Here is an 18,766-nt window from a genome sequence, read left to right on the forward strand (position 1 = left end):
ATCCCGGTCGCCTAGACCGGCTGTTTTGGGCTCCGGCAAATCGCCAGAAGTAGCCCTCTCAGCCAAAAAGTGTTGGCCTGCCATGTCCGTTGTTGAACCGTCCGATACCCCGTCACTGTCCGGTGACGGCCCCTCAGACGCGCGCGAAGAACGCGTATTTTCTGTGCCCATGTTGTGTCTTGTGGCGTTCTTTATCGGGATCGTCGCAGCCATTGGCGCGGTTTTCTTCCGATATCTGATCTCGGTCGTTCACAATCTTTTCTACTATGGAAAGTTTTCGACCGTTTACGACGCCAACCAGTTTGCCGATGCCAGTCCGCTTGGCGCTCTGGTCATTCTTGTCCCCGTCGTCGGCGGTTTGATCGTGGTGTTTCTGGTGAAGACCTTCGCTCCGGAGGCCAAGGGGCACGGCGTGCCGGAGGTGATGTTCGCGGTCTACCACAAGAAGGGCGATGTTCGCGGCGTGGTGGCGCTGGTGAAATCCTTTGCCTCGGCGATTTCCATCGGAACCGGTGCCTCGGTCGGCCGCGAGGGGCCGATCATCCAGATCGGGGCCTCCTTCGGTTCGACGATCGCCCGGGCGTTGCATCTGCCACGCTGGCAAAAGATCACGCTGCTTTCTGCCGGGGCAGGGGCGGGGATTGCCGCCACCTTCAACACACCGCTTGGCGGGGTGCTCTTTGCTGTCGAGATGCTGTTGCCCGAGGTCAGCAACCGGACATTCCTGCCCGTGGTCGTTGCCACGGCGACAGCCACATACGTCGGCCGGATTGCCTTTGGTCTCGACCCCGCCTTTATCGTGCCGATCTCCGCGGAAGAGGCTATCGAAGCCATCGCGCCGATCCAGCTGGGTGCCTATGCACTGCTCGGTGTCCTGGCCGGCATTGCCTCCTGGGCCTTCATTCGCACGCTCGCCTGGTGCGAGGACCTGTTCCCCAAGCTCCCTGGCAATGACTACACCCAGAACATCATCGGCATGCTGATTATCGGCACGCTAAGCTATGTCCTGATGCTCACCACGGGGCATTACCACACCGCGGGCGTCGGCTATGCCACGATCCAGGATATCCTGAATTCGACCCCTTACACGTTCATACTGCTGGCTGTTCTCTTCATCGCGAAAATCATCGCGACGTCGATCAGCCTTGGTGCGGGGGCCTCCGGCGGTGTCTTCTCGCCGTCGCTGTTTATCGGTGCGACGCTTGGCGGAATGGTCGGGGTCCTGTGTTCCTACCTGTTCCCGGACAGTGGCTTCACAGCGGTGGAATTTGCGCTTGTTGGCATGGGGGCGCTCGTCGGCGGTGCAACCGGCGCATCGATGACTGCCATCGTGATGATCTTCGAGATGACCCGAGACTATAACGTCATCGTGCCGCTGGTTCTGGCGGTCGCGATTGCGGTCGGTGTCCGGCGCTGGCTGATCAAGGACAACATCTACACGGTCAAGCTGCGCCATCGCGGCAAACCGATCCCGCTCAACCGGCACACCAACATGTATCTGGTGCAGCCGATCAAGGAAGTGATGGCAAAGAATTTCGTGATCCTGCCGCTTGATACGCCTGTCCAGGAAGCGATTTCCGCCGTGAGTGCCGATGGCGGATCTCACATCATCGCGTCCGATGGGCCCCGGATTGCCGGCTTTGTGCGCCTCGGCACCATTCCGTACCAGGCCGACCGCTTCGCTGGGCAAACGCTGCGCGCGATCCTCTCAAACGATTTCGTGATCGCACCGGCAACCAACATCATGAATTCGGTGATCACGCGCATGAACAACCGCAATCGCAGTTGCGCGATCATCGTGTCGGGCGATGGCCGTATTCCGCGCCCGGATGATGTGGTCGGGGTGGTCGATTCCAAGGAAATCGCCGGCGTCGTGGTCTCCAACCACTACGGCTGAGGCAATCGCGTCTGATATCAGCCCGTGGAGTGGTTTGCCGCTCCACGGGCTTTTGTTCTCGCGTCGATTGGGTGCTCAGGGCTTCTTGCGGATCTCGATATGGCGTCCAGCCCGCTCCGGGCGCGGCAGACTGGCATGAGCTTGCGACAGGGCCGTCAGGTTGGCCGCAATGTCCTCCGGCCAGGGAGCGACCTTGCGGGCGTTCATGTCGACATGAAGGCTCAGTTGTTCGGATGTCGCCGATAGCCAGCCTTCCTCGGCGTGGCGCAGTTCCTGATAGAAATGCGCACGCTTGGCGTCGAAATCGACAAGCTGAAGCGTCGCGATCACCTTCATGCCGGCGCTGAGTTCGCGCAGGTAGCACACATGTACCTCTGCGGTGAAGAACGAGCCGCCACGGGTCTTCACATAGTCGGGACCCATGCCGAGACGGTGAAAGACCTCATCGACAGCCGTATCGAACAGGACGTTGTAATAGGCCATGTTCAGATGGCCGTTGTAATCGATCCAGTCGTCCTTGACCGTCATGATTTCGCTTTCCACCGGCTTTGCGTCCCAAGTCACCTTCACAATCCTCCTTGCGCCATTGTGTCCAACCTTGCGGGAAATGCCCATTAGGCTTTGACCTTTCGGGCCGGGGCTAACATATTCGGTTTTTTACCGCGCAGACAAAAGCGCGGCCCCAGGAGGAAAGAGAATGCCGGAATTGGCAACCGCGTCCGACGGAGCGCAAGTCCTTGAAAAGAATGGCGCGATCGGCGCTGCCATCGAAAAACTGACGGGCCTGTTCAAGGACCGTTGTTCCACGTCCATGGCTCTGCGGGAACAGCATGGCCACACCACCACCTGGTTGAAGAATCAGCCGCCCGATGCCGTTGTCTTTGCGGAGACGACCGAGGAAGTCGCCGAAGCCGTCAAGATTTGCGCGGCTCTCAAGGTTCCCGTGATCGCATTCGGCACGGGGTCTTCGCTTGAAGGGCATGTGAATGCACCGTTCGGCGGCGTTTCCATAGACCTGTCCCGCATGAACAACGTTCTGGAGGTCAACGCGCAGGATCTGGATTGCCGGGTCGAGGCCGGGGTAACGCGCAAGCAGCTCAACAGCTTTATTCGCGACACCGGCCTGTTCTTTCCGATCGACCCGGGTGCGGATGCCAGCATCGGCGGCATGGCGGCCACCCGTGCATCGGGCACCAACGCTGTGCGATACGGTACGATGAAAGACGCAGTCCTCGGCCTCACCGTGGTGACCGCGGACGGACGGATCATCAAGACGGGTGGCCGGGCGAAGAAGTCCTCGGCGGGTTATGATCTGACCCGGCTTTTTGTCGGCTCGGAAGGCACGCTCGGCATCATCACCGAGTTGACCTTGCGCCTGAACGGTCAGCCGGAAGCGATTTCCGGTGGCGTCTGCCCGTTCCCGGATGTGGCGTCCGCCTGTAACGCTGTGATCACCACCATCCAGATGGGTCTGCCTGTAGCGCGTATCGAGCTTCTGGATGAAGTTCAGGTGCGCGGCTGCAACATCTATTCCAAGCTGGATCTGCCTGAAACTCCGACACTTTTCCTTGAGTTCCACGGATCTGAAGCCGGCGTGCAAGAGCAGTCGGAAACTTTTTCGGCGATTGCCGAGGAGTTTGGCGGCGGGCCATTCAAGTGGGCGACAGCGGCCGAAGACCGGACGAAACTTTGGGCAGCCCGCCATGACGCCTATTGGGCTGGCAAGTCGCTGAAGCCTGAAGCCAGCATCATGGTGACGGACGTGTGCGTGCCGATCTCGCGGCTTGCGGACTGCGTTGCCGCCACGGCCGAGGATATCCGCAACGAAGGTTTCCTGGCGCCGATCGTCGGGCACGTGGGTGACGGTAACTTCCACGTTCAGATCCTGGTCAACCTGGACGATCCGGAAGAAAAGCAACGGACGGAAGACTTTGTCGGACGGCTTGCACTGAGGGCGATCGCCATGGGCGGCACCTGCACCGGCGAACACGGTGTCGGCCAGGGCAAGCAGAAATACATGGCCAAGGAACATGGCGAGGCGCTTGACGTGATGCGCGCTGTCAAACAGGCACTCGATCCTCACAATTTGATGAATCCCGGCAAGATCCTGCCGCAGTCATGATATTGTATCGAATCAGTTCAATAAGCTCGTTTTGCTCCGCCGGACGCCGCAGGGCGGCGATCCGGCCAGCGCCGGAAATCCTGTGTTTGCACTGCAGCAGGGATCGGCTACATCTATCCGGTACGATATCCGGTGACTTTGGAGAACAAGGAGACAAGGCCTGAACTCCGTCTACATCACGTTGGGTGTAACAGTCATTCTGGTGCTGGTGGCAGCGCTGGTCGGGCCGTTCTTTATCGACTGGACCGTCTATCGGTCGACTTTCGAAAGCTATGCGGAGCGCGCGCTCGGGCACAGGGTGACTGTGCTGGGGGAGGCGGACCTGCGGCTTCTGCCCGCGCCCTCCATCAGTTTTTCCGACGTGCGTGTCGGTGGTGCCGAAGATCCGCTTCTGGTGGTCTCGCGCTTCGACATGCGCATCGAGCTTCCGTCGCTGCTGAAGGGCGAGATTCGGGTTCTCGACATGGAACTCGACCGTCCGCACCTGTCGCTTTCACTTGATGAGGCTGGTCGACTGGACTGGCTGACGGCGATGACGTCGAGCGGCGCCATAGCCAAACTGGCACCGGATGACCTGTCCTTCGAAAAGGTGACGATCCGTGATGGCGCATTGACGATCGTCGATGCGCGGTCCGGCGAAATCAACCGGATCGACGACGGAAATCTGGTCGTATCCGCACGCTCGCTGGAAGGTCCGTTCCGAGGCGCCGGCAGCCTCACGCTGAATGGTGCGCCCTATACGGTCAGTCTTGCAACTGGCCGCGCACAGGAAAACGCCGGACTGCGCGTCAAAGGCGAAGTCACCCCCACCAACAGGCCGGTGAACTTTGCTTTCGACGGTCAGCTTCAGGTGGCCGACGCCGCGCCCGAATTCGACGGCCGCTTCACCATCGCCTCGGTTGCGCTGGAAGAAAACGATCCGAATATCTGGCAGGCGGAAGGGCAGTTCACTGCCGATATCGCCGAGGTCGCGGTACCCGAATTCGAGTTCCGCTATGGTCCCGAAGACCGGCGCTTGAGCATGACCGGCAATGCGGATCTGATCTATGCCGGCGAAAAGCGTTTTGAAATCCGTGCGAAGTCGAAACAGGTCGATCTGGACAGGTTGCTGGGCGGCGGACCGCAATCACCTGTCGACATCAACGAGGCGGCGACACGGCTGATTGCTGCCCTGCGTGTCGTGCCGCTGCCGTCCATCGACGGTGCCGTTTCAATGGATGTTCCGGCGCTGGTGGCCGGTGGCGGCATCATCCAGAATGTTCGCCTGGATCTTGAAACCATGCTGGGCGGCTGGCGCGTCGCGCGCCTTGCCGGACGCCTGCCGGGCCGCACGACGGTTGCCACCCAGGGCGACCTCGGCCTCGAGCCGTCTTTGACCTATCGCGGTGCGGTGTCTATCAGCTCGGACCAGCCGGGGTCGCTTCTCAGCTGGTGGCGGCAGAAGGAAGCCGGCGTCGGTACTATCGAACCGGTTTCCCTGGAAGGACGCTTGAACCTCGTGTCCGAAGGTGCGGCGCTGGACAATCTGCGTCTGACCATCGCCGGTTCCGAAGCCCGCGGCGGCCTGGCCTACCGCATTCCACGCAGCGGCAATTCGGAATTCTCGCTCTCTCTGGAAGCAGACCGGCTCGATCTGGACCAGATCGAAAACCTGGCTGCCCTGCTTCACCCTCAGGCTGTCGAAGCGGGGGAACCGGCAGATCCAAAAGGGCTCGATGTTTCCTTGCGCCTTCGTGCCAAACAGGTGGTGGCACGCGGTGTCGAGGGCGAAGGTCTGGCGCTGGAGGCAGAGTATTCGGACGGCGGTGTCAGGATCGACAGGTTGTTTGCAAATGACCTTGCAGGCGCCCGGCTCGATGTCTCCGGCGATATCCGCAATCTCTTTTCAGCACCCGAGGGAGCCGTGTCCGGAACGCTCGACGCCCGGGACCTGTCCGGTCTTGTTGCGCTGGCAGGCGGGTTGTTTCCCGAAACAGTCTTTGTTGAACGGCTGGAACGCGCAGCCGCAAGCCTGGTGCCTGCCAAGTTCGATGCCGAGTTGAAGGCGGCTGCGGTTGGCGAAGCAACGGATATGACACTGCGCCTGGATGGGAGCGCGGGCGGCGCCGACGCTGCGATCAATGCCGAGCTCAAGGGCCGTGTCGACCAGTGGCACGATGCCGAAGTTGCTGTCGGCGTGGAACTGAAGGGCCCGGATGGCGGCCGGCTTCTGCAGCAGCTCGGTTTTGACGTCATTCCTCTGGAAGCTGCCGGAACAGGCCATCTGGCGCTGAATGTTTCCGGCATTCCGGCAAAGGGGCTGGCCACCGACCTTTCCACGGAGATCGGCGGATCCAGCGTTGAAGCCAACGGAACCTTGACCCTGAAAAAGGATGAGGCGCCGGAATACCTTGTTTCGGTGACCGCAGAGACAGCGGACCTTGGCCCACTGGCCTTGATGGCCGGTCGGGTTCTGCCGGTCATGAGCGGCACGATCCCTGCAGCGCTTTCGGTCGATGTCGAAGGGATTGGCAGCTCGATGGCCGTCAGCAGGGCCGAAGGCTCGCTCGGAACGACGACGTTCGAAGGTCGTCTGGAAGGCGACCTTGAACCGGCACCGGGCGAACGTAACAGACGTTTCTCCGGTGAGATAACCGTCTCCGAGGCCGATCTGCGCACAATGACGGAACTGGTCCTTGGTCCCGATCAGTGGTTCTCGGCGGGGGACGGTTCAAGTATCTGGCCGACAACCCCGTTCGGATCGCCGCTTCTGGATGGCCTCGACCTGACAATGCAGTTCAAGGCAGACAGAATGCTGCTGGACGAGGACACCGCCATTACCGGTCCGAGTGCCGAACTTCGTCTGTCTCCCAGCCTGTTCCGCCTGGACGGACTGCAGGGAGCCTTTGCCGGTGGTCAGCTTGACGGCAGCCTCTCGATACGCCGGACCGAGGCGGAGGCCGCAGTTTCCGGCCGGGTGAAACTGGGCAATGCCGATCTGAGGCAGGTATCCTGGCGGCCGGACAACAGGGCGGTCGCTTCCGGCACGCTCGACCTTTATCTGGAATTCGAAGGGGCGGGTCGCTCGATCTCGGCAATCGTGTCAGGCCTCAACGGTGGCGGTACGTTCTCGATGGAAAACGGCGACTTCCGCGGTCTCAATCCGCAGGCCTTCCCGCTGGTGACACGCGCGGTGGATGCGGGGCTGGACCTTCAGGAGAACAAGATCCGTGACGTTTTCGTCAGCCACATGGCGGCGGGAAGTCTTCCGTTCAAGCGCGTTGACGGCACGCTGACAATGGTGGGCGGACGACTGAGCGCCCGCAACGTTGTTGTCGATGCCGAAAAGGCGGAGATCTTCGGCAGTGCCGAGGTCAATCTCGCCAGTTACGATCTCGACGCGGATTTCTCATTGAAAGTCGATCCGGGCGAGGACGCGGTCACCGGTGCTGAACCGCAGGTCGGACTGTTGTTCGAAGGGGCGGTCGAGGCTCCGGAACGCCGCGTCGACATCGCGCCGTTTACCGCCTATCTCACCCTGCGTGCCTTTGAGCGGGAGGTTGAACGCGTTGAGAAGCTTCAGGCGGAAATTCTGGAACGTGACCGGCTTGTGCGGGAACTGAAAAACCAGCGGGAAGGCGAAGCCCGCCGGGAACGTCAGGCAGCCCGGGCGGCCGAAGAGGAGCAGCTTCGTCTTGAGCAAGAGCAGTCCGGAGGAGACATTCAGCCTCAGCCGGATCCGGACAAGCAGGAAAATTCAGCCCTTCCGCAAAAGACCGACGATGCGCCGCGCAGGGAAACCCGCGCCGCGCCGCCGCCAGTGCCTGCGCCTGCCCCGGCACCAGCTGTTGCCGCGGCTCCCTTTGCCGAGCGCATTCGGGCCGTGTTGGAGACGCCAGACCTGGAAGACCTGACCGCAGCGCCAGATACTGCCCCGGTCACCACTCCTTCGAACAGCCTGCCACCCCTGGACCCGCCGGTCTCCATCGAAGACCTTCTGACGCGCGACGTCGGCTCGCCGCTGGTTCTGCCCGGCGCGCAGTGACAGGCTGGTACGACGGGCCTTCGCTCGTCGATATTGGGCAGGTGTTGCCTGAAGCCCATTGAACGGCGATCGGAAAAGAAGCCGCCAGTCCTTTTCACTCAAAGTTTCAGCAATCTCTCCTCAGGATGAGGGAGATGTATGTTGCAGAGGCGGCAAGAGGGCTGAAGCTCAGAGGCAGTCCGGGCACTTCTAGCTGCGCTGTGGGCAGGCGAAAAGCAGGGGACCGGAAATCAGATTGTCAGCCGTTCATCCCTCCGAAATCAGACCAGCTTCCATTTGGACCCGTTTCAAGGCCCAGACCCTGACTGCCGAAGACAGCGGGTCTTCCGGGTCGCGATTGTCGTCGATTTCGGCAATCAGTCCGGCGAGGGACTTGTTCGCGGCGTCGGCGTAGGCGTCGACGACGGCCCAGAATTCCGGTTCCAGCGCCAGGCTGGTGCGGTGGCCATGAAGGGAGAGGGAGCGCTTTAACAGAGCCATTGGCGGTCAGCTGCGATCGTCGGAAGAGCCCGGGCCAGAAGGATCGGCTTCGATTTTGTCTGCGTCTGTTATTGCTTTATCGGATTGTTCGGCATCCGGGTCGTCAGGTTTTTCCAGAAGATGCCCGTCGACATGGGCATCCAGCGTTTCCCGCCGCTGACGGGCCGCCTCACGTTCGGCTTTGGACCGGCCATACTTGCGCCGGTTGTCCTCGGCCGTCTTTTCCTTGTCCTGACGGTTCTTCTGCTTGCGCACCATGCGCAGATTGATGATCTCCGCGCTCATGGGAAAGGCTCCCGATCTCAGGTCTTCTTGCGGAATGCATCCAGGGAAACGACTTCGCCGCCACCGTCACTGCTTTCGGCAGCTTGCACGGCAGGTTTCGCCTTGGTGTCTGCAGTTGCAGCTTCCTTGTCGCCTGCGCCGTCGTCCTGCCTGGCTTCGTTGTCGGCATGTTCCTGCTCGGCCCTGGCAAGCTCTTCCACGGCTTCCAGCAGCTCTTCCGGCAGTTCTTCCGCCGTCTTGCCGGGGTCGAACTCCAGCGCGAACTGTACGGACGGATCGAAGAAACCCTTGATGGCAGAGAAAGGCACCAGCAGCTTTTCCGGCACGCCGCCAAAGGACAGACCAACCTCGAACGCATGTTCGCCGATGGCAAGATCCCAGAACTGGTGCTGCAGCACGATGGTCATTTCCTGCGGATAGCGCTCCTTGAGCCGCTGGGAAATGCGCACGCCAGGGGCATTGGTGTCGAACGCGATGTAGAAGTGATGGTCTCCGGGCAGCCCGGTACGACCGACTTCGGCAAGTATTTTCTTCACCGCTCCACGCAGCGCGTCCTGGATCAGAATATCGTATCGCAGAAGGTCTTCAGACATCGGTTTTCGTCGAATCTCGCTGGAAAAGTCCACTATCAGGAGCACATTGACGGGCCGAGATCAAAAAGAAAAGGCTCTTTTCCAAGTGAACCCAGATTAATGTGTGCAACCCGGCAATCATCGCTCATTGGTCATGCAACCTATGTAGGACGCTGCAAATACATGGGAAGATCAAGTGGAGGCTTCTGTTGCCAGGTGCCTCCGAACCCCGCCCGTGAGTGCTACCTCAAAGGACTTAGTGGACTACCGGCGCAGCGTTACGCTGCGACAGCGTTGTCCATAGCATAGTTGTCATTTGCAACTATTAAGAAAGCCCGATAACGGTGGTACAATGCCGAGCAAAAGCACAGTCTTTACGCCCTCGTCGATCCTATTTCGCCCCCGCCGAAACCCATGGAGTTTCCGTAGCTTAGCCCCATGGGCTTGGGTGGAGGCGCCGGGTACCGCCCCCGGGTCCGATAGGTTTATTGCACTGACCATTTATTGCCATAGCTGGCGAACCAGCAGCCCTGATATAAGGTCTTCGGCCCTGAAATGAAAGAGGCTTCTGGTAAAGCATGTCGTTTGCCGGCTTGGCGCATGGCCATTCTTCCACAGCACGTGCCAAGTTGGGGAAAGTGCGGGGGAGGGGCTGTCTTTTCGGAAAAATCTGCCAAGTTAACCACAAACTCCAGATCTCCTGACCGCGAAGGCTTCCGCCGTGCAGCAATATCTCGATCTCTTGTCGAAAATCCTGGACGAAGGCGTTGATCGGGGCGACAGGACCGGAACGGGCACGCGCTCGATCTTCGGCCACCAGATGCGCTTCGACCTCTCGCAAGGTTTCCCCTGTGTCACGACAAAGAAGCTGCACCTGAAGTCGATCATTCACGAGCTGCTGTGGTTCCTCGCGGGCGATACCAACATTCGGTATCTGAAAGAAAACGGGGTGAAGATCTGGGACGACTGGGCGGACGAGAACGGCAATCTCGGACCGGTCTATGGCTACCAGTGGCGGTCGTGGCCCGCTCCGGACGGCAGATCCATCGACCAGATCGCCAATCTGCTGAAGATGATCCGGACCAACCCGGAAAGCCGGCGGCTGATCGTCTCGGCGTGGAACCCGGCTCTGGTCGACGAGATGGCCCTGCCGCCGTGCCACTCGCTGTTCCAGTTCTACGTGGCTGACGGCAAGCTCTCCTGCCAGCTTTACCAGCGGTCGGCGGATGTGTTCCTGGGCGTGCCCTTCAACATCGCCTCCTATGCGCTGCTGACCATGATGGTGGCCCAGGTGACCGGCCTGAAGCCCGGCGACTTTGTGCACACGTTCGGTGATGCGCATCTTTATGCCAACCACTTCGACCAGGCCCGTGAGCAGCTCACACGTTCGCCGCGGCCCTTGCCGGAAATGAAGATCAATCCGGATGTCACGGATCTTTTTGCGTTCAAGTTCGAAGACTTCGAACTGACCGGCTACGATCCGCTCCCGCATATTGCCGCGCCGATCGCGGTTTAGCCACCGGCTCGTTCAGCTCACTTCGAACCAGGTCATCATGCCGGAAGCCGCATGACCGAGCATGTGGCAATGGATCAGCCATTTCCCGGGATTGTCCGCTACAAAGGCGATCTTGACGGTCTCTCGCGGCTGACTTGTGAAGGTGTCGCGCCAGTCGGGATTCTCCAGTTTCGTGCCATCGCGCTCGATGACGCGGAAATGATGGCCATGCAGGTGGATCGCATGCGGAAAAGCCGTGTCGTTCCGGCTTTCCAGAAGGATCGTGTCACCGCGCTTGGCGGAAAACATCGGATCATCTTCCATACCGGCCACACCGTTGAAAGCCCAGAAGAGTCCCTCGGACATCATCTGGCGCATGTCCATCTCGACGCCGTGTCTCATCATCGACTGCATGCCGCCCATGGCTCCACCCGCCATCACCAATGGCAGTTCCCAGGGAGAGCTCAGATCGGGTTCCGGCAACCGGTTCGGCGGTGGCAACACGAGTGGCAGGTCTTCGCTCTCGGTTTCCGAGACGACGAAGTTGGCGAAGGTGAACGGCTTGCCGGTCATCATCTCGAACGGCAGCTTGCCTGTTTCCTGAGGTCGCAGCACCAGGTCCATGCGCTGTGCCGGCGCCAGTTGCACTGTGCCCTCGACCTCCCGCGCGGTGTCAAAGGCCTGCCCATCAAGTCCGACTATCTTCGCACCAAACCGCGCCGGAGCCAGATCAAGAATACGTGCCGTGGAGGCGTTGATCAGGCGCAGCCGGTGCCAGCGGTTCATCTTCAACGCAATGTCCGGCATCGAAGCGCCGTTGATGGTCAGCCAGTTGCCCAGACGTCCGGCATGGGCAAAGTCGTGCATGGCACCGAAGCTTGCGGTTTCCAGGATACCGTTTTCGTCCAGGCGCCAATCGTTGAGGATCAGTGTGATGTCGCAATCCGGGTCGAAGGTCTGCTCGTCGTCCTCGACAATCAGTGCGCCCGCGAGGCCGCGCGGCACCTGGTTCCAGCTCATGTTATGGGCGTGGTACCAGAAGGTGCCTGCATCCGGCACGACAAAATCGTAGTCGAAGCTTTCGCCGGGGGCGACGGGAGGCTGGGTGAGGCCGGCAACACCATCCATGGCATTGTCGATGCGGATGCCGTGCCAGTGGACCGAGGTGGGTTCGTCGAGGTTGTTGGTGAAGCGCACTCTGACGCGTTCGCCGCGCTTGACCCGTATCTGCGGGCCGGGCAGCCGGTCGTTGTAGAGCCAGAGATCCGAGAGGCCGCCGTCCTTGCCATAAAGTCGGGCCTGTCCCTTGACCGCCGCAAGGTCGAAGAAACCTTCTTCCGTTTTTGCCAGAGCAAAGGCTGGTGACATTGCAGCAAGGCCTCCTGCCACCGATGCTTTCAAGAACGAACGCCGATCCACTCTCCCACCTTCCTGACGTAAGTTGCTTATCCCCCTCACTATGGTGGTTCCAGTTGGTGGAAGGTCAAGCTCCTCGCACGGCAATAAACCTTTCAAATAACGCTCGCATTTGGCGATGAAACTGCCGACACTTCCTTCAGGTTTCACGCAAGGGAGCTCTCCATGAAGTCAACCGACGGTCTTTCGCTCTCACCCCACACGGCGGCTGCCGAGCGTCGCGGGTTCGATACGTCCCTTGGCCGCAAGCTCTGCGCCGGTGCCGAGGCAGGTTTGTTGCCGCATCTTCATGTCGTGATTGCAGAACGCGGTGGTGAGACGGTTCTGGAAAGTTATGGCAAGGGAGAGGACGAAAACTGGGGCCGTCCGATCGGTGAGGTAACCTTCGGCCCCGAGACCCTTCACGACCTGCGTTCTGTCACCAAATCCATCGTCAGCTTGCTCTACGGCATTGCACTGGAGCGGGGCGAGGTGCCGACGCTCGATACGCCGGTGCTGGAGCTTTTTCCCGAATATGCCGACCTTGCTGTGGATCCGAAACGCATGGAACGGACCGTGGAGCACGCCTTGACCATGTCGCTCGGCATGGAGTGGGACGAGACCCGCCCCTATACCGATCCGGAAAACAGCGAAATCGCCATGGAAATGGCCCCGGACAGGTACCGTTACATTCTGGAGCGGCCGCTGGTGGGAGACCCCGGCACCCGATGGATCTACAGCGGCGGAGCCACCGCGCTGGTGGGCGAGATCCTGCAACGGGGAACAGGGCAGAAGCTTGCCGATTATGCAAGGGAACGCCTGTTTTCTCCGCTTGGCATAAATCAGTTCGATTGGTCTATCGGCCGGGACGGGGCCTATTCGCCGGCGTCCGGGCTGAGGTTGGCTGCGCCCGACCTGCTGAAGATCGGACGTCTCGTTCTTGACAACGGTATCTGGCAAGGCCGGGAGATCGTTCCCGAAGCCTGGATCCGAGCTTCACTGCAGCCAATCATCGAAACCAGCGAAGGGCCGGGATACGGCTATTTCTGGTTTTGCGGCCAGGTTCCCGTTCCGGCTCTTGGCGGCCCGACACCCTGGTTTGCCGGCTTCGGTAATGGTGGCCAGCGACTCTGGCTGTGCCCCAAGGCCGATGTTGCGGCCGTCATCTATTCCGGCAATTACAACGACTGGTCCGCCTGGATCCCGCCGACCCGGGTCTGGAGCGAGATCATTCTGGCGAATTTACGGGAAGCGTAGCCTCGCCTTTGAACACCTGATCCTGACACCAACACATCCTCAGGATGAGGGGGAAGGAGGGGAGGTTATGTTAAGCGTGCGTGCTGGTTGCGCTGATCCGCAATGCAGGACGAAAGCTCGAAGCGCTTTCACCCCTGCCGATGCGCTTCCAGGAAGTCCCGGTACCACAGGGCACTGTTCTTCAGCGTACGGACCTGGGTGTCGTAATCCACGTGAACGATACCGAAGCGCATTTTGTAGCCTTCGGCCCACTCGAAATTGTCCATCAGGCTCCAGAGGAAATAGCCTTTCACCGGAACGCCAGCCTCGCGTGCATCGGCAATGGCACCGAAATGTTTTTCCAGATAGTCGATCCGGCGCTGGTCGTTGACGACACCGTCCTGCGGCTCGTCGTTGTAACAGGCGCCGTTTTCAGTGATGTAGCAGTCCGGAAGCGGGTAACGGGTGTCGAGATCCTTCAGGAGATCCGACAGGCCCTTTTCATAGACTTCCCAGCCGATATCGGTCAGCTCCGGCCCCGGAGTTGGGGGAACCGTCTCGGCCATCGGATAGGCCGCGCCGACATTGGTGTCTGCTTTCACGCGTAGCGGCGTGTAGTAGTTCAGCCCCCACCAGTCGAGAGGCTGGTGAATGGTTTCAAGGTCACCGTCGCGAATGTCCATGTGGTCGCCGAAGGCGCTGAGCACATCCGCCGGATAGCTCCCCTCGAACAACGGTTCGAAGAAAATACCGTTGTTGAACTGGAAGGCGCGCTCTGCCGCTTGCCTGTCCTGCGGCGCGTCGCTGACCGGATAGACGGAATGCGCGTTGATGACGATCCCCATCGGCAGGTCCGGCTTTACGGCCCGGGCAGCCTGAACGCCAAGACCATGTGCCAGGTTCAGCGTGTGCACACTGGCCGCGAAGGCCTCGATGCTTTTTTCACCGGGAGCATGGATGCCGTAGAGATGGCTGAGATGACAGATGCACCAGGGCTCGTTGATGGTGGCCAGTGCGTCCATCCGGTCGCCGAGCCGTTTGACGACAATCTCCGCATAGTCCGCAAACGCTTCCGCCGTGCTGCGGGCGGTCCAGCCGCCGTCGCCCGCCAGGGTCAACGGCAGATCCCAGTGGTACAGCGTCGGATAGACCTTCAGACCACGGGCAACCATGCCATCGATCAGCCGGTCGTAGAAGTCGAGACCCTTCTCGTTCACCGGTCCTCGGCCATCGGGAAGAATGCGCGGCCAGGCGATGGAAAATCGGTAGGCGTCGACGCCGAGTGACTTGATCAGATCCAGATCGCTTTCCCAAAGATGATAGTGGTCGCAGGCCAAGTCTCCGGAATGCCTCTGGTAAACGCGGCCGGGCATCTTGGAAAAGGCATCCCAGATGCTGGGTTTGCGGCCATCTTCGCTGGTTGCGCCCTCGATCTGATAGGCAGCGGTTGCAACGCCGAACAGAAAATCGCCGGGAAAACGGAGCGCAAGGTCTTTGGGAAGTGCCATGGGAACTCATCTGGAGTGGAAACGCGAATGCGATGGTCATAGGTTTCAAAGCGCTTTGGATCAAGTGATTTCGTCTTGCGTTCTGAGTATTGCCCGCCATCAATGTGTCAGGTCCGGTGCGCGTGAAGTGTCATCAGCCAGCGCCAGAAGGGGAGTGCAGGTTCAATAACCCTTGCAATCGCTTCGTGGCCGTTTGCCCCCTGAAGCGATCCGATATCGCTGACGTCTCGCCAAACGGCGAGACCCTTGTGCCGAGCGAGACCACTGCGTGGGTGGTCCGCGGGAAAGCCACGAGGAGCCTTGGCAAGATCTGGGGCGGACATTTCAAACCCGGCAGCCGTCATATGGGCGATCAGGTCTCCGATGTCCTCGCCGTTGTCCGTCTCGAGGGTCTGGAGAAACGATCCGAGCACCGGTTTTGAAAACCGCATGCACCCTGCGCCGGTGCGCACATGATCGGCTTCCACGGACAGGAAGAAGCTGGGCGGTTGCGCGTCCTTGCCCTGGAAAGCGGTGTCCTGCGGCCAGAAGGCCATGCGGACATGGGTGTTGTAGGGTGTCTTGTCCCTGGAAAAGCGCAGGTCCCTGTTGATACGAAATTGCTTTGAGGTGAGGTTGTGGCCGCAAAGCCGCGAGAGCGTTTCGGCAAGCCTGCCGCGAACCGCGTCGGCCGGAACCTTGACGAAGCGCTGGTAGTCGGCCGTGTGCGCTTCAAACCAGTCCCTGGTGTTGTTGGCGGCAAGCTCTTCCAGAAAGCGGAAGGTTTCTGGCTGAAAACCGACACCTGTCATTTTGCCGTCTTTCCGGTTTTCGGCTTTTTGGCCTTGGTAGCCTTGGGCGGGAGTGCGCTGACATAGGTTCTGGCCATCTCGATCCAGCTCTTCAGGTCTTCGTCGCTCTCGATCCCTTCCGGCGCGACCCGGATAAAGCCGGGCATGGGCCGGCCACCGATCTTGCAGACCGAGGCGAAGGGCCTTGCCACCGCCTCTTCCTGCTGCTCGGTTCCCACACGCGCCATCAGCCCGCGTCTGGAAGCGCAGACCAGCATGTTGCCGTCGACCATGAAGCAGGTGGAGCCGAACATGCGCTTTTGCTCGACATTGTCATCCGGGATCAACGCGCGGGTGCGTTCGATCAAGACGGTTTCCATCAAGTCGGACATTCCGAAAGTCTCCTGGTCGTGGCGGTCCAGTTTCAAGGACGTGCCAAGGGGCGCTTATCCGACAGCCTGGCAAGAAAAATGTCTGCGATTTTTCCTGGCTCGCGTTTCCATGCTAGGAGGCGTTTGAGGAATTGAAAACCGGATTCGGAGATGGCTTTGCCGGAACTTGTCTTGATTGCCGCGGTGGCACGAAACGGGATTATCGGATCCGATAACGACATGCCCTGGCGGTTGCCGTCGGACCTGAAGTATTTCAAGCGGCTGACGCTTGGAAAGCCGGTGATCATGGGGCGCAAGACGTTTCTGTCGTTCGGCGGCAAGCCCTTGCCGGGACGTCCGCATGTGATTGTTTCCAGGGATCCGGACTATGCGCCGGAAGGTGCGGAAGCTGCGACGTCCCTTGAAGAGGCGCTGCGGCGGGGAATGGAACTGGCCGCGGATCTTGGCGTCGACCAGGTGATGTGCATCGGCGGGGGGCAGCTTTATGCCCAGGCGATCGGTAAAGCCGACCGTCTCGAGATCACCGAAGTGGACGCGCAGCCGTCGGGAGACACCCGCTTTCCGGACATCGATCCGGCGGTGTGGCAGGAAGTCGGTCGGGAGCCGGGCCAGCGCACCGAACGCGACAGCGCAGATTTCACCTTCGTCACCTACCGCCGCAAGGCTTGAATACCTATCGGATCCGTTTTCATGAGTTTACCTGCCAATCTGACGGCCAGATGGGCCACTTTCGATGAGCTAAGCCTCAACGACCTCTATGAAGTGCTCAAACTGCGCCAGGATATATTCATTCTGGAGCAGGCGTCTTTTTATGCCGACATCGACGGCAAGGACCAGACGGCGCTGCATTACCTCATCAGAGACGAGGAGGCAGGAGCGCTTCTGGGCGCAATCCGCCTGTTCACAGAACCGCAGCATGGCCGTGCCCGCATTGGCAGGGTGGTTATTGCCAAGGCAGGCAGGGGGAGCGGGCTCGGGCGTCTCATGATGCAGGCCGGCATCGACAAGGCGGAGGCTCTGGTTCCAGGGTGTGAGATCCACGTTTCCGCACAGGCTTACCTGGAGGCTTTCTACGGCTCCCTGGGCTTTGCGACGGTGTCTGAAGAATATATCGAGGATGGTATTCTGCACGTCGACATGATCCGTTCCGCCAACGTGAACTGAGCCCGTCTTGTCGGGCCAAATACCGGCTGGGTGCGGCCAAATGTTCCGTCGGTCTTGACAGTCTCCCCGTTTACCACCACCTGCGGCACGGGAACGCACGGGTTTTGGGAGGTTTTTACGTGGGGCTTTCCGTTGAAAGCATACGGTAACCTCCCTATAACCAACGGTGAGTCAGAACGGGTGAAAATCCCTGTCCGGCATAACGTGCCGGACGTCAAAGAAGGAAGTTTTGATGCCTTGGAGCAATCAGTCAGGTGGCGGTGGCCCCTGGAAAGGTGGCGGAAACAACGGCGGCCCTTGGGGCAGCGGCGGTGGCGGCGGCGGTAATGGCAACGGCCCGTGGGGTGGTGGCTCCAACCGTGGAGGCGGAAACCCACCCGATCTTGAAGAGCTCCTGAAACGTACCCAAGACCGCATGCGCAACGTCCTTCCGGGCGGCGGCGGCGGCGGCCTGGGTTTCATCGGCGGCGGGATCGTGGTCGGCGTGGCGCTTATCGTCTGGCTGGCCTTCGGCTTCTATGTTGTCGATGAAGGCGAGGTCGGTGTCGAATTGGTACTCGGCAAGGTCGAGGATCAGACCCCTCCTGGCCTGAACTACAACTGGCCTTATCCGATCGGTGAAGTTTACACCCCGAAAGTCGAACTGCAGCGCGAAACCACTGTTGGCACCGAAGAAAACGTCAGCAGCTCCGGCGTCGTGCGCGCACGCGATGTTCAGGAAGAAAGCCTGATGCTGACCGGTGACGAAAACATCGTTGACGTCGGTTTCAAGGTGCTGTGGCGTATCCGGAATACCAACCAGGGTATTGCCGACTTCCTGTTCAATATCCAGGATCCGGAAGCGACTGTGAAAGCCGTGGCCGAAAGCGCGATGCGTGAGGTTGTCGGCGGATCGAAGATCGACTCCATCCTGACGGAAAACCGTGTTTCCATCCAGAATGACGTTGCCAGCCTGATGCAGAAGACACTCGACAGCTATCAGTCGGGTATCGAGATCGGCGAAGTCCAGATGCAGCGCGTTGACCCGCCTGCTCAGGTTATCGACGCCTTCCGTGACGTGCAGGCCGCACGTGCCGACGAAGAGCGCATCAGCAACGAAGCCAAGGCCTACGCCAACCGGGTGGTCCCGGAAGCGCGCGGTGAAGCAGCACGCGTTCTGGAAGCGGCAAACGCCTACAAGGACCAGACCATTGCCGAGGCAACCGGTCAGTCCCAGCGTTTCACCAAGATCTACGAAGAATACAGGAAAGCACCGGACGTGACCCGTGAGCGCCTGTATCTCGAAACCCTGGAAAAAGTTTTGGGCTCGAACAACAAGATCATCATCGACAGCGACTCGACAGGCTCCGGCGTGTTGCCGTACCTGCCGCTGAATGACCTGAACGGGCGTCAGACCGCCCCTGCACAGCGCGCGGGAGGCAACTGA

16 protein-coding genes and 1 other RNA gene are annotated in these 18,766 nt (G+C 60.2%); 8 read left to right on the forward strand and 9 right to left on the reverse strand.

What is annotated here, in order from left to right:
- Positions 1 to 82: 82 nt before the first annotated feature.
- On the forward strand, positions 83 to 1,897 hold the full coding sequence (locus FIV03_RS14915) for a chloride channel protein (protein ID WP_152510097.1): 1,815 nt from the start codon (positions 83 to 85) through the stop codon (positions 1,895 to 1,897).
- A 75-nt stretch (positions 1,898 to 1,972) separates the two neighbouring features.
- Here FIV03_RS14915 and FIV03_RS14920 read toward each other — a convergent pair whose 3' ends face one another.
- Positions 1,973 to 2,425, reverse strand: coding sequence for a thioesterase family protein (locus tag FIV03_RS14920; protein ID WP_139314309.1), 453 nt, complete (start codon positions 2,423 to 2,425; stop codon positions 1,973 to 1,975).
- A gap of 169 nt (positions 2,426 to 2,594) precedes the next feature.
- Here FIV03_RS14920 and FIV03_RS14925 point away from each other — a divergent pair, with 169 nt between their 5' ends.
- Together FIV03_RS14925 and FIV03_RS14930 are read left to right on the forward strand one after the other, a co-directional pair.
- Positions 2,595 to 4,019, forward strand: coding sequence for an FAD-linked oxidase C-terminal domain-containing protein (locus FIV03_RS14925; RefSeq protein ID WP_152510098.1), 1,425 nt, complete (start codon positions 2,595 to 2,597; stop codon positions 4,017 to 4,019).
- A gap of 181 nt (positions 4,020 to 4,200) precedes the next feature.
- Positions 4,201 to 8,043: an AsmA-like C-terminal region-containing protein gene (locus tag FIV03_RS14930; RefSeq protein ID WP_152510099.1), complete on the forward strand. Its 3,843-nt coding sequence runs from the start codon at positions 4,201 to 4,203 to the stop codon at positions 8,041 to 8,043.
- Positions 8,044 to 8,289: 246 nt separating this feature from the next.
- Here FIV03_RS14930 and FIV03_RS14935 read toward each other — a convergent pair whose 3' ends face one another.
- From FIV03_RS14935 to ssrA, 4 genes are all read right to left on the reverse strand, one after another.
- Positions 8,290 to 8,523, reverse strand: a complete 234-nt coding sequence (locus FIV03_RS14935) for a ribbon-helix-helix domain-containing protein (protein ID WP_152510100.1) — start codon at positions 8,521 to 8,523, stop codon at positions 8,290 to 8,292.
- Positions 8,524 to 8,529: 6 nt separating this feature from the next.
- Positions 8,530 to 8,808, reverse strand: a complete 279-nt coding sequence (locus FIV03_RS14940) for a DUF4169 family protein (protein WP_152510101.1) — start codon at positions 8,806 to 8,808, stop codon at positions 8,530 to 8,532.
- Between the two features lie 17 nt (positions 8,809 to 8,825).
- Positions 8,826 to 9,401 carry an SspB family protein gene (locus tag FIV03_RS14945; protein ID WP_023000519.1) on the reverse strand — a complete coding sequence of 192 codons (576 nt, stop codon included), beginning with the start codon at positions 9,399 to 9,401 and terminating at the stop codon, positions 8,826 to 8,828.
- A gap of 174 nt (positions 9,402 to 9,575) precedes the next feature.
- Positions 9,576 to 9,945, reverse strand: a transfer-messenger RNA (tmRNA) gene (gene ssrA / locus FIV03_RS14950).
- Between the two features lie 156 nt (positions 9,946 to 10,101).
- Between ssrA and FIV03_RS14955 the strand changes: the two genes are divergently transcribed.
- Complete coding sequence (locus FIV03_RS14955; RefSeq protein ID WP_023000520.1) at positions 10,102 to 10,896, forward strand: thymidylate synthase; 795 nt, start codon at positions 10,102 to 10,104, stop codon at positions 10,894 to 10,896.
- A 12-nt stretch (positions 10,897 to 10,908) separates the two neighbouring features.
- Here FIV03_RS14955 and FIV03_RS14960 read toward each other — a convergent pair whose 3' ends face one another.
- Positions 10,909 to 12,243, reverse strand: a complete 1,335-nt coding sequence (locus FIV03_RS14960; protein ID WP_152510102.1) for a multicopper oxidase family protein — start codon at positions 12,241 to 12,243, stop codon at positions 10,909 to 10,911.
- A 213-nt stretch (positions 12,244 to 12,456) separates the two neighbouring features.
- On the opposite strand from FIV03_RS14960, the gene FIV03_RS14965 reads away from it, so the two are divergent.
- A complete protein-coding gene (locus FIV03_RS14965; protein WP_152510103.1) occupies positions 12,457 to 13,527 on the forward strand; it encodes a serine hydrolase in 1,071 nt (356 codons plus the stop codon).
- Between the two features lie 128 nt (positions 13,528 to 13,655).
- On the opposite strand, the gene FIV03_RS14970 is transcribed toward FIV03_RS14965, so the two are convergent.
- The 3 genes from FIV03_RS14970 to FIV03_RS14980 all read right to left on the reverse strand — a co-directional run bounded on the left by FIV03_RS14970 (position 13,656) and on the right by FIV03_RS14980 (position 16,176).
- Positions 13,656 to 15,014: a GH1 family beta-glucosidase gene (locus FIV03_RS14970; protein WP_152510104.1), complete on the reverse strand. Its 1,359-nt coding sequence runs from the start codon at positions 15,012 to 15,014 to the stop codon at positions 13,656 to 13,658.
- A gap of 107 nt (positions 15,015 to 15,121) precedes the next feature.
- Positions 15,122 to 15,805: a DUF2461 domain-containing protein gene (locus FIV03_RS14975; protein ID WP_152510105.1), complete on the reverse strand. Its 684-nt coding sequence runs from the start codon at positions 15,803 to 15,805 to the stop codon at positions 15,122 to 15,124.
- A complete protein-coding gene (locus tag FIV03_RS14980; RefSeq protein WP_286202194.1) occupies positions 15,802 to 16,176 on the reverse strand; it encodes a TfoX/Sxy family protein in 375 nt (124 codons plus the stop codon). Before FIV03_RS14980 ends, FIV03_RS14975 begins: the two co-directional genes overlap by 4 nt.
- Before the next feature lie 150 nt (positions 16,177 to 16,326).
- Between FIV03_RS14980 and FIV03_RS14985 the strand changes: the two genes are divergently transcribed.
- From FIV03_RS14985 to hflK, 3 genes are all read left to right on the forward strand, one after another.
- Complete coding sequence (locus FIV03_RS14985; protein ID WP_152510106.1) at positions 16,327 to 16,845, forward strand: dihydrofolate reductase; 519 nt, start codon at positions 16,327 to 16,329, stop codon at positions 16,843 to 16,845.
- Positions 16,846 to 16,866: 21 nt separating this feature from the next.
- On the forward strand, positions 16,867 to 17,340 hold the full coding sequence (locus FIV03_RS14990) for a GNAT family N-acetyltransferase (protein ID WP_152510107.1): 474 nt from the start codon (positions 16,867 to 16,869) through the stop codon (positions 17,338 to 17,340).
- Positions 17,341 to 17,572: 232 nt separating this feature from the next.
- On the forward strand, positions 17,573 to 18,766 hold the full coding sequence (hflK, locus tag FIV03_RS14995; RefSeq protein ID WP_152506025.1) for an FtsH protease activity modulator HflK: 1,194 nt from the start codon (positions 17,573 to 17,575) through the stop codon (positions 18,764 to 18,766).

The organism is Labrenzia sp. THAF187b (genome assembly GCF_009363375.1).
GTDB classification, from domain to species: Bacteria; Pseudomonadota; Alphaproteobacteria; order Rhizobiales; family Stappiaceae; genus Roseibium; species Roseibium algicola.

Bases quoted from the DNA above. Each gene is read 5' to 3' on its own strand.
- FIV03_RS14980 (WP_286202194.1), bottom strand. From the start codon at position 16,176: ATGTCCGACTTGATGGAAACCGTCTTGATCGAACGCACCCGCGCGTTG.
- FIV03_RS14920 (WP_139314309.1), bottom strand. From the start codon at position 2,425: ATGACGGTCAAGGACGACTGGATCGATTACAACGGCCATCTGAACATG.
- FIV03_RS14945 (WP_023000519.1), bottom strand. From the start codon at position 9,401: ATGTCTGAAGACCTTCTGCGATACGATATTCTGATCCAGGACGCGCTG.
- FIV03_RS14915 (WP_152510097.1), top strand. From the start codon at position 83: ATGTCCGTTGTTGAACCGTCCGATACCCCGTCACTGTCCGGTGACGGC.
- FIV03_RS14940 (WP_152510101.1), bottom strand. From the start codon at position 8,808: ATGAGCGCGGAGATCATCAATCTGCGCATGGTGCGCAAGCAGAAGAAC.
- FIV03_RS14925 (WP_152510098.1), top strand. From the start codon at position 2,595: ATGCCGGAATTGGCAACCGCGTCCGACGGAGCGCAAGTCCTTGAAAAG.
- FIV03_RS14975 (WP_152510105.1), bottom strand. From the start codon at position 15,805: ATGACAGGTGTCGGTTTTCAGCCAGAAACCTTCCGCTTTCTGGAAGAG.
- FIV03_RS14970 (WP_152510104.1), bottom strand. From the start codon at position 15,014: ATGGCACTTCCCAAAGACCTTGCGCTCCGTTTTCCCGGCGATTTTCTG.
- FIV03_RS14990 (WP_152510107.1), top strand. From the start codon at position 16,867: ATGAGTTTACCTGCCAATCTGACGGCCAGATGGGCCACTTTCGATGAG.
- FIV03_RS14965 (WP_152510103.1), top strand. From the start codon at position 12,457: ATGAAGTCAACCGACGGTCTTTCGCTCTCACCCCACACGGCGGCTGCC.
- FIV03_RS14935 (WP_152510100.1), bottom strand. From the start codon at position 8,523: ATGGCTCTGTTAAAGCGCTCCCTCTCCCTTCATGGCCACCGCACCAGC.
- hflK (WP_152506025.1), top strand. From the start codon at position 17,573: ATGCCTTGGAGCAATCAGTCAGGTGGCGGTGGCCCCTGGAAAGGTGGC.
- FIV03_RS14985 (WP_152510106.1), top strand. From the start codon at position 16,327: ATGGCTTTGCCGGAACTTGTCTTGATTGCCGCGGTGGCACGAAACGGG.
- FIV03_RS14960 (WP_152510102.1), bottom strand. From the start codon at position 12,243: ATGTCACCAGCCTTTGCTCTGGCAAAAACGGAAGAAGGTTTCTTCGAC.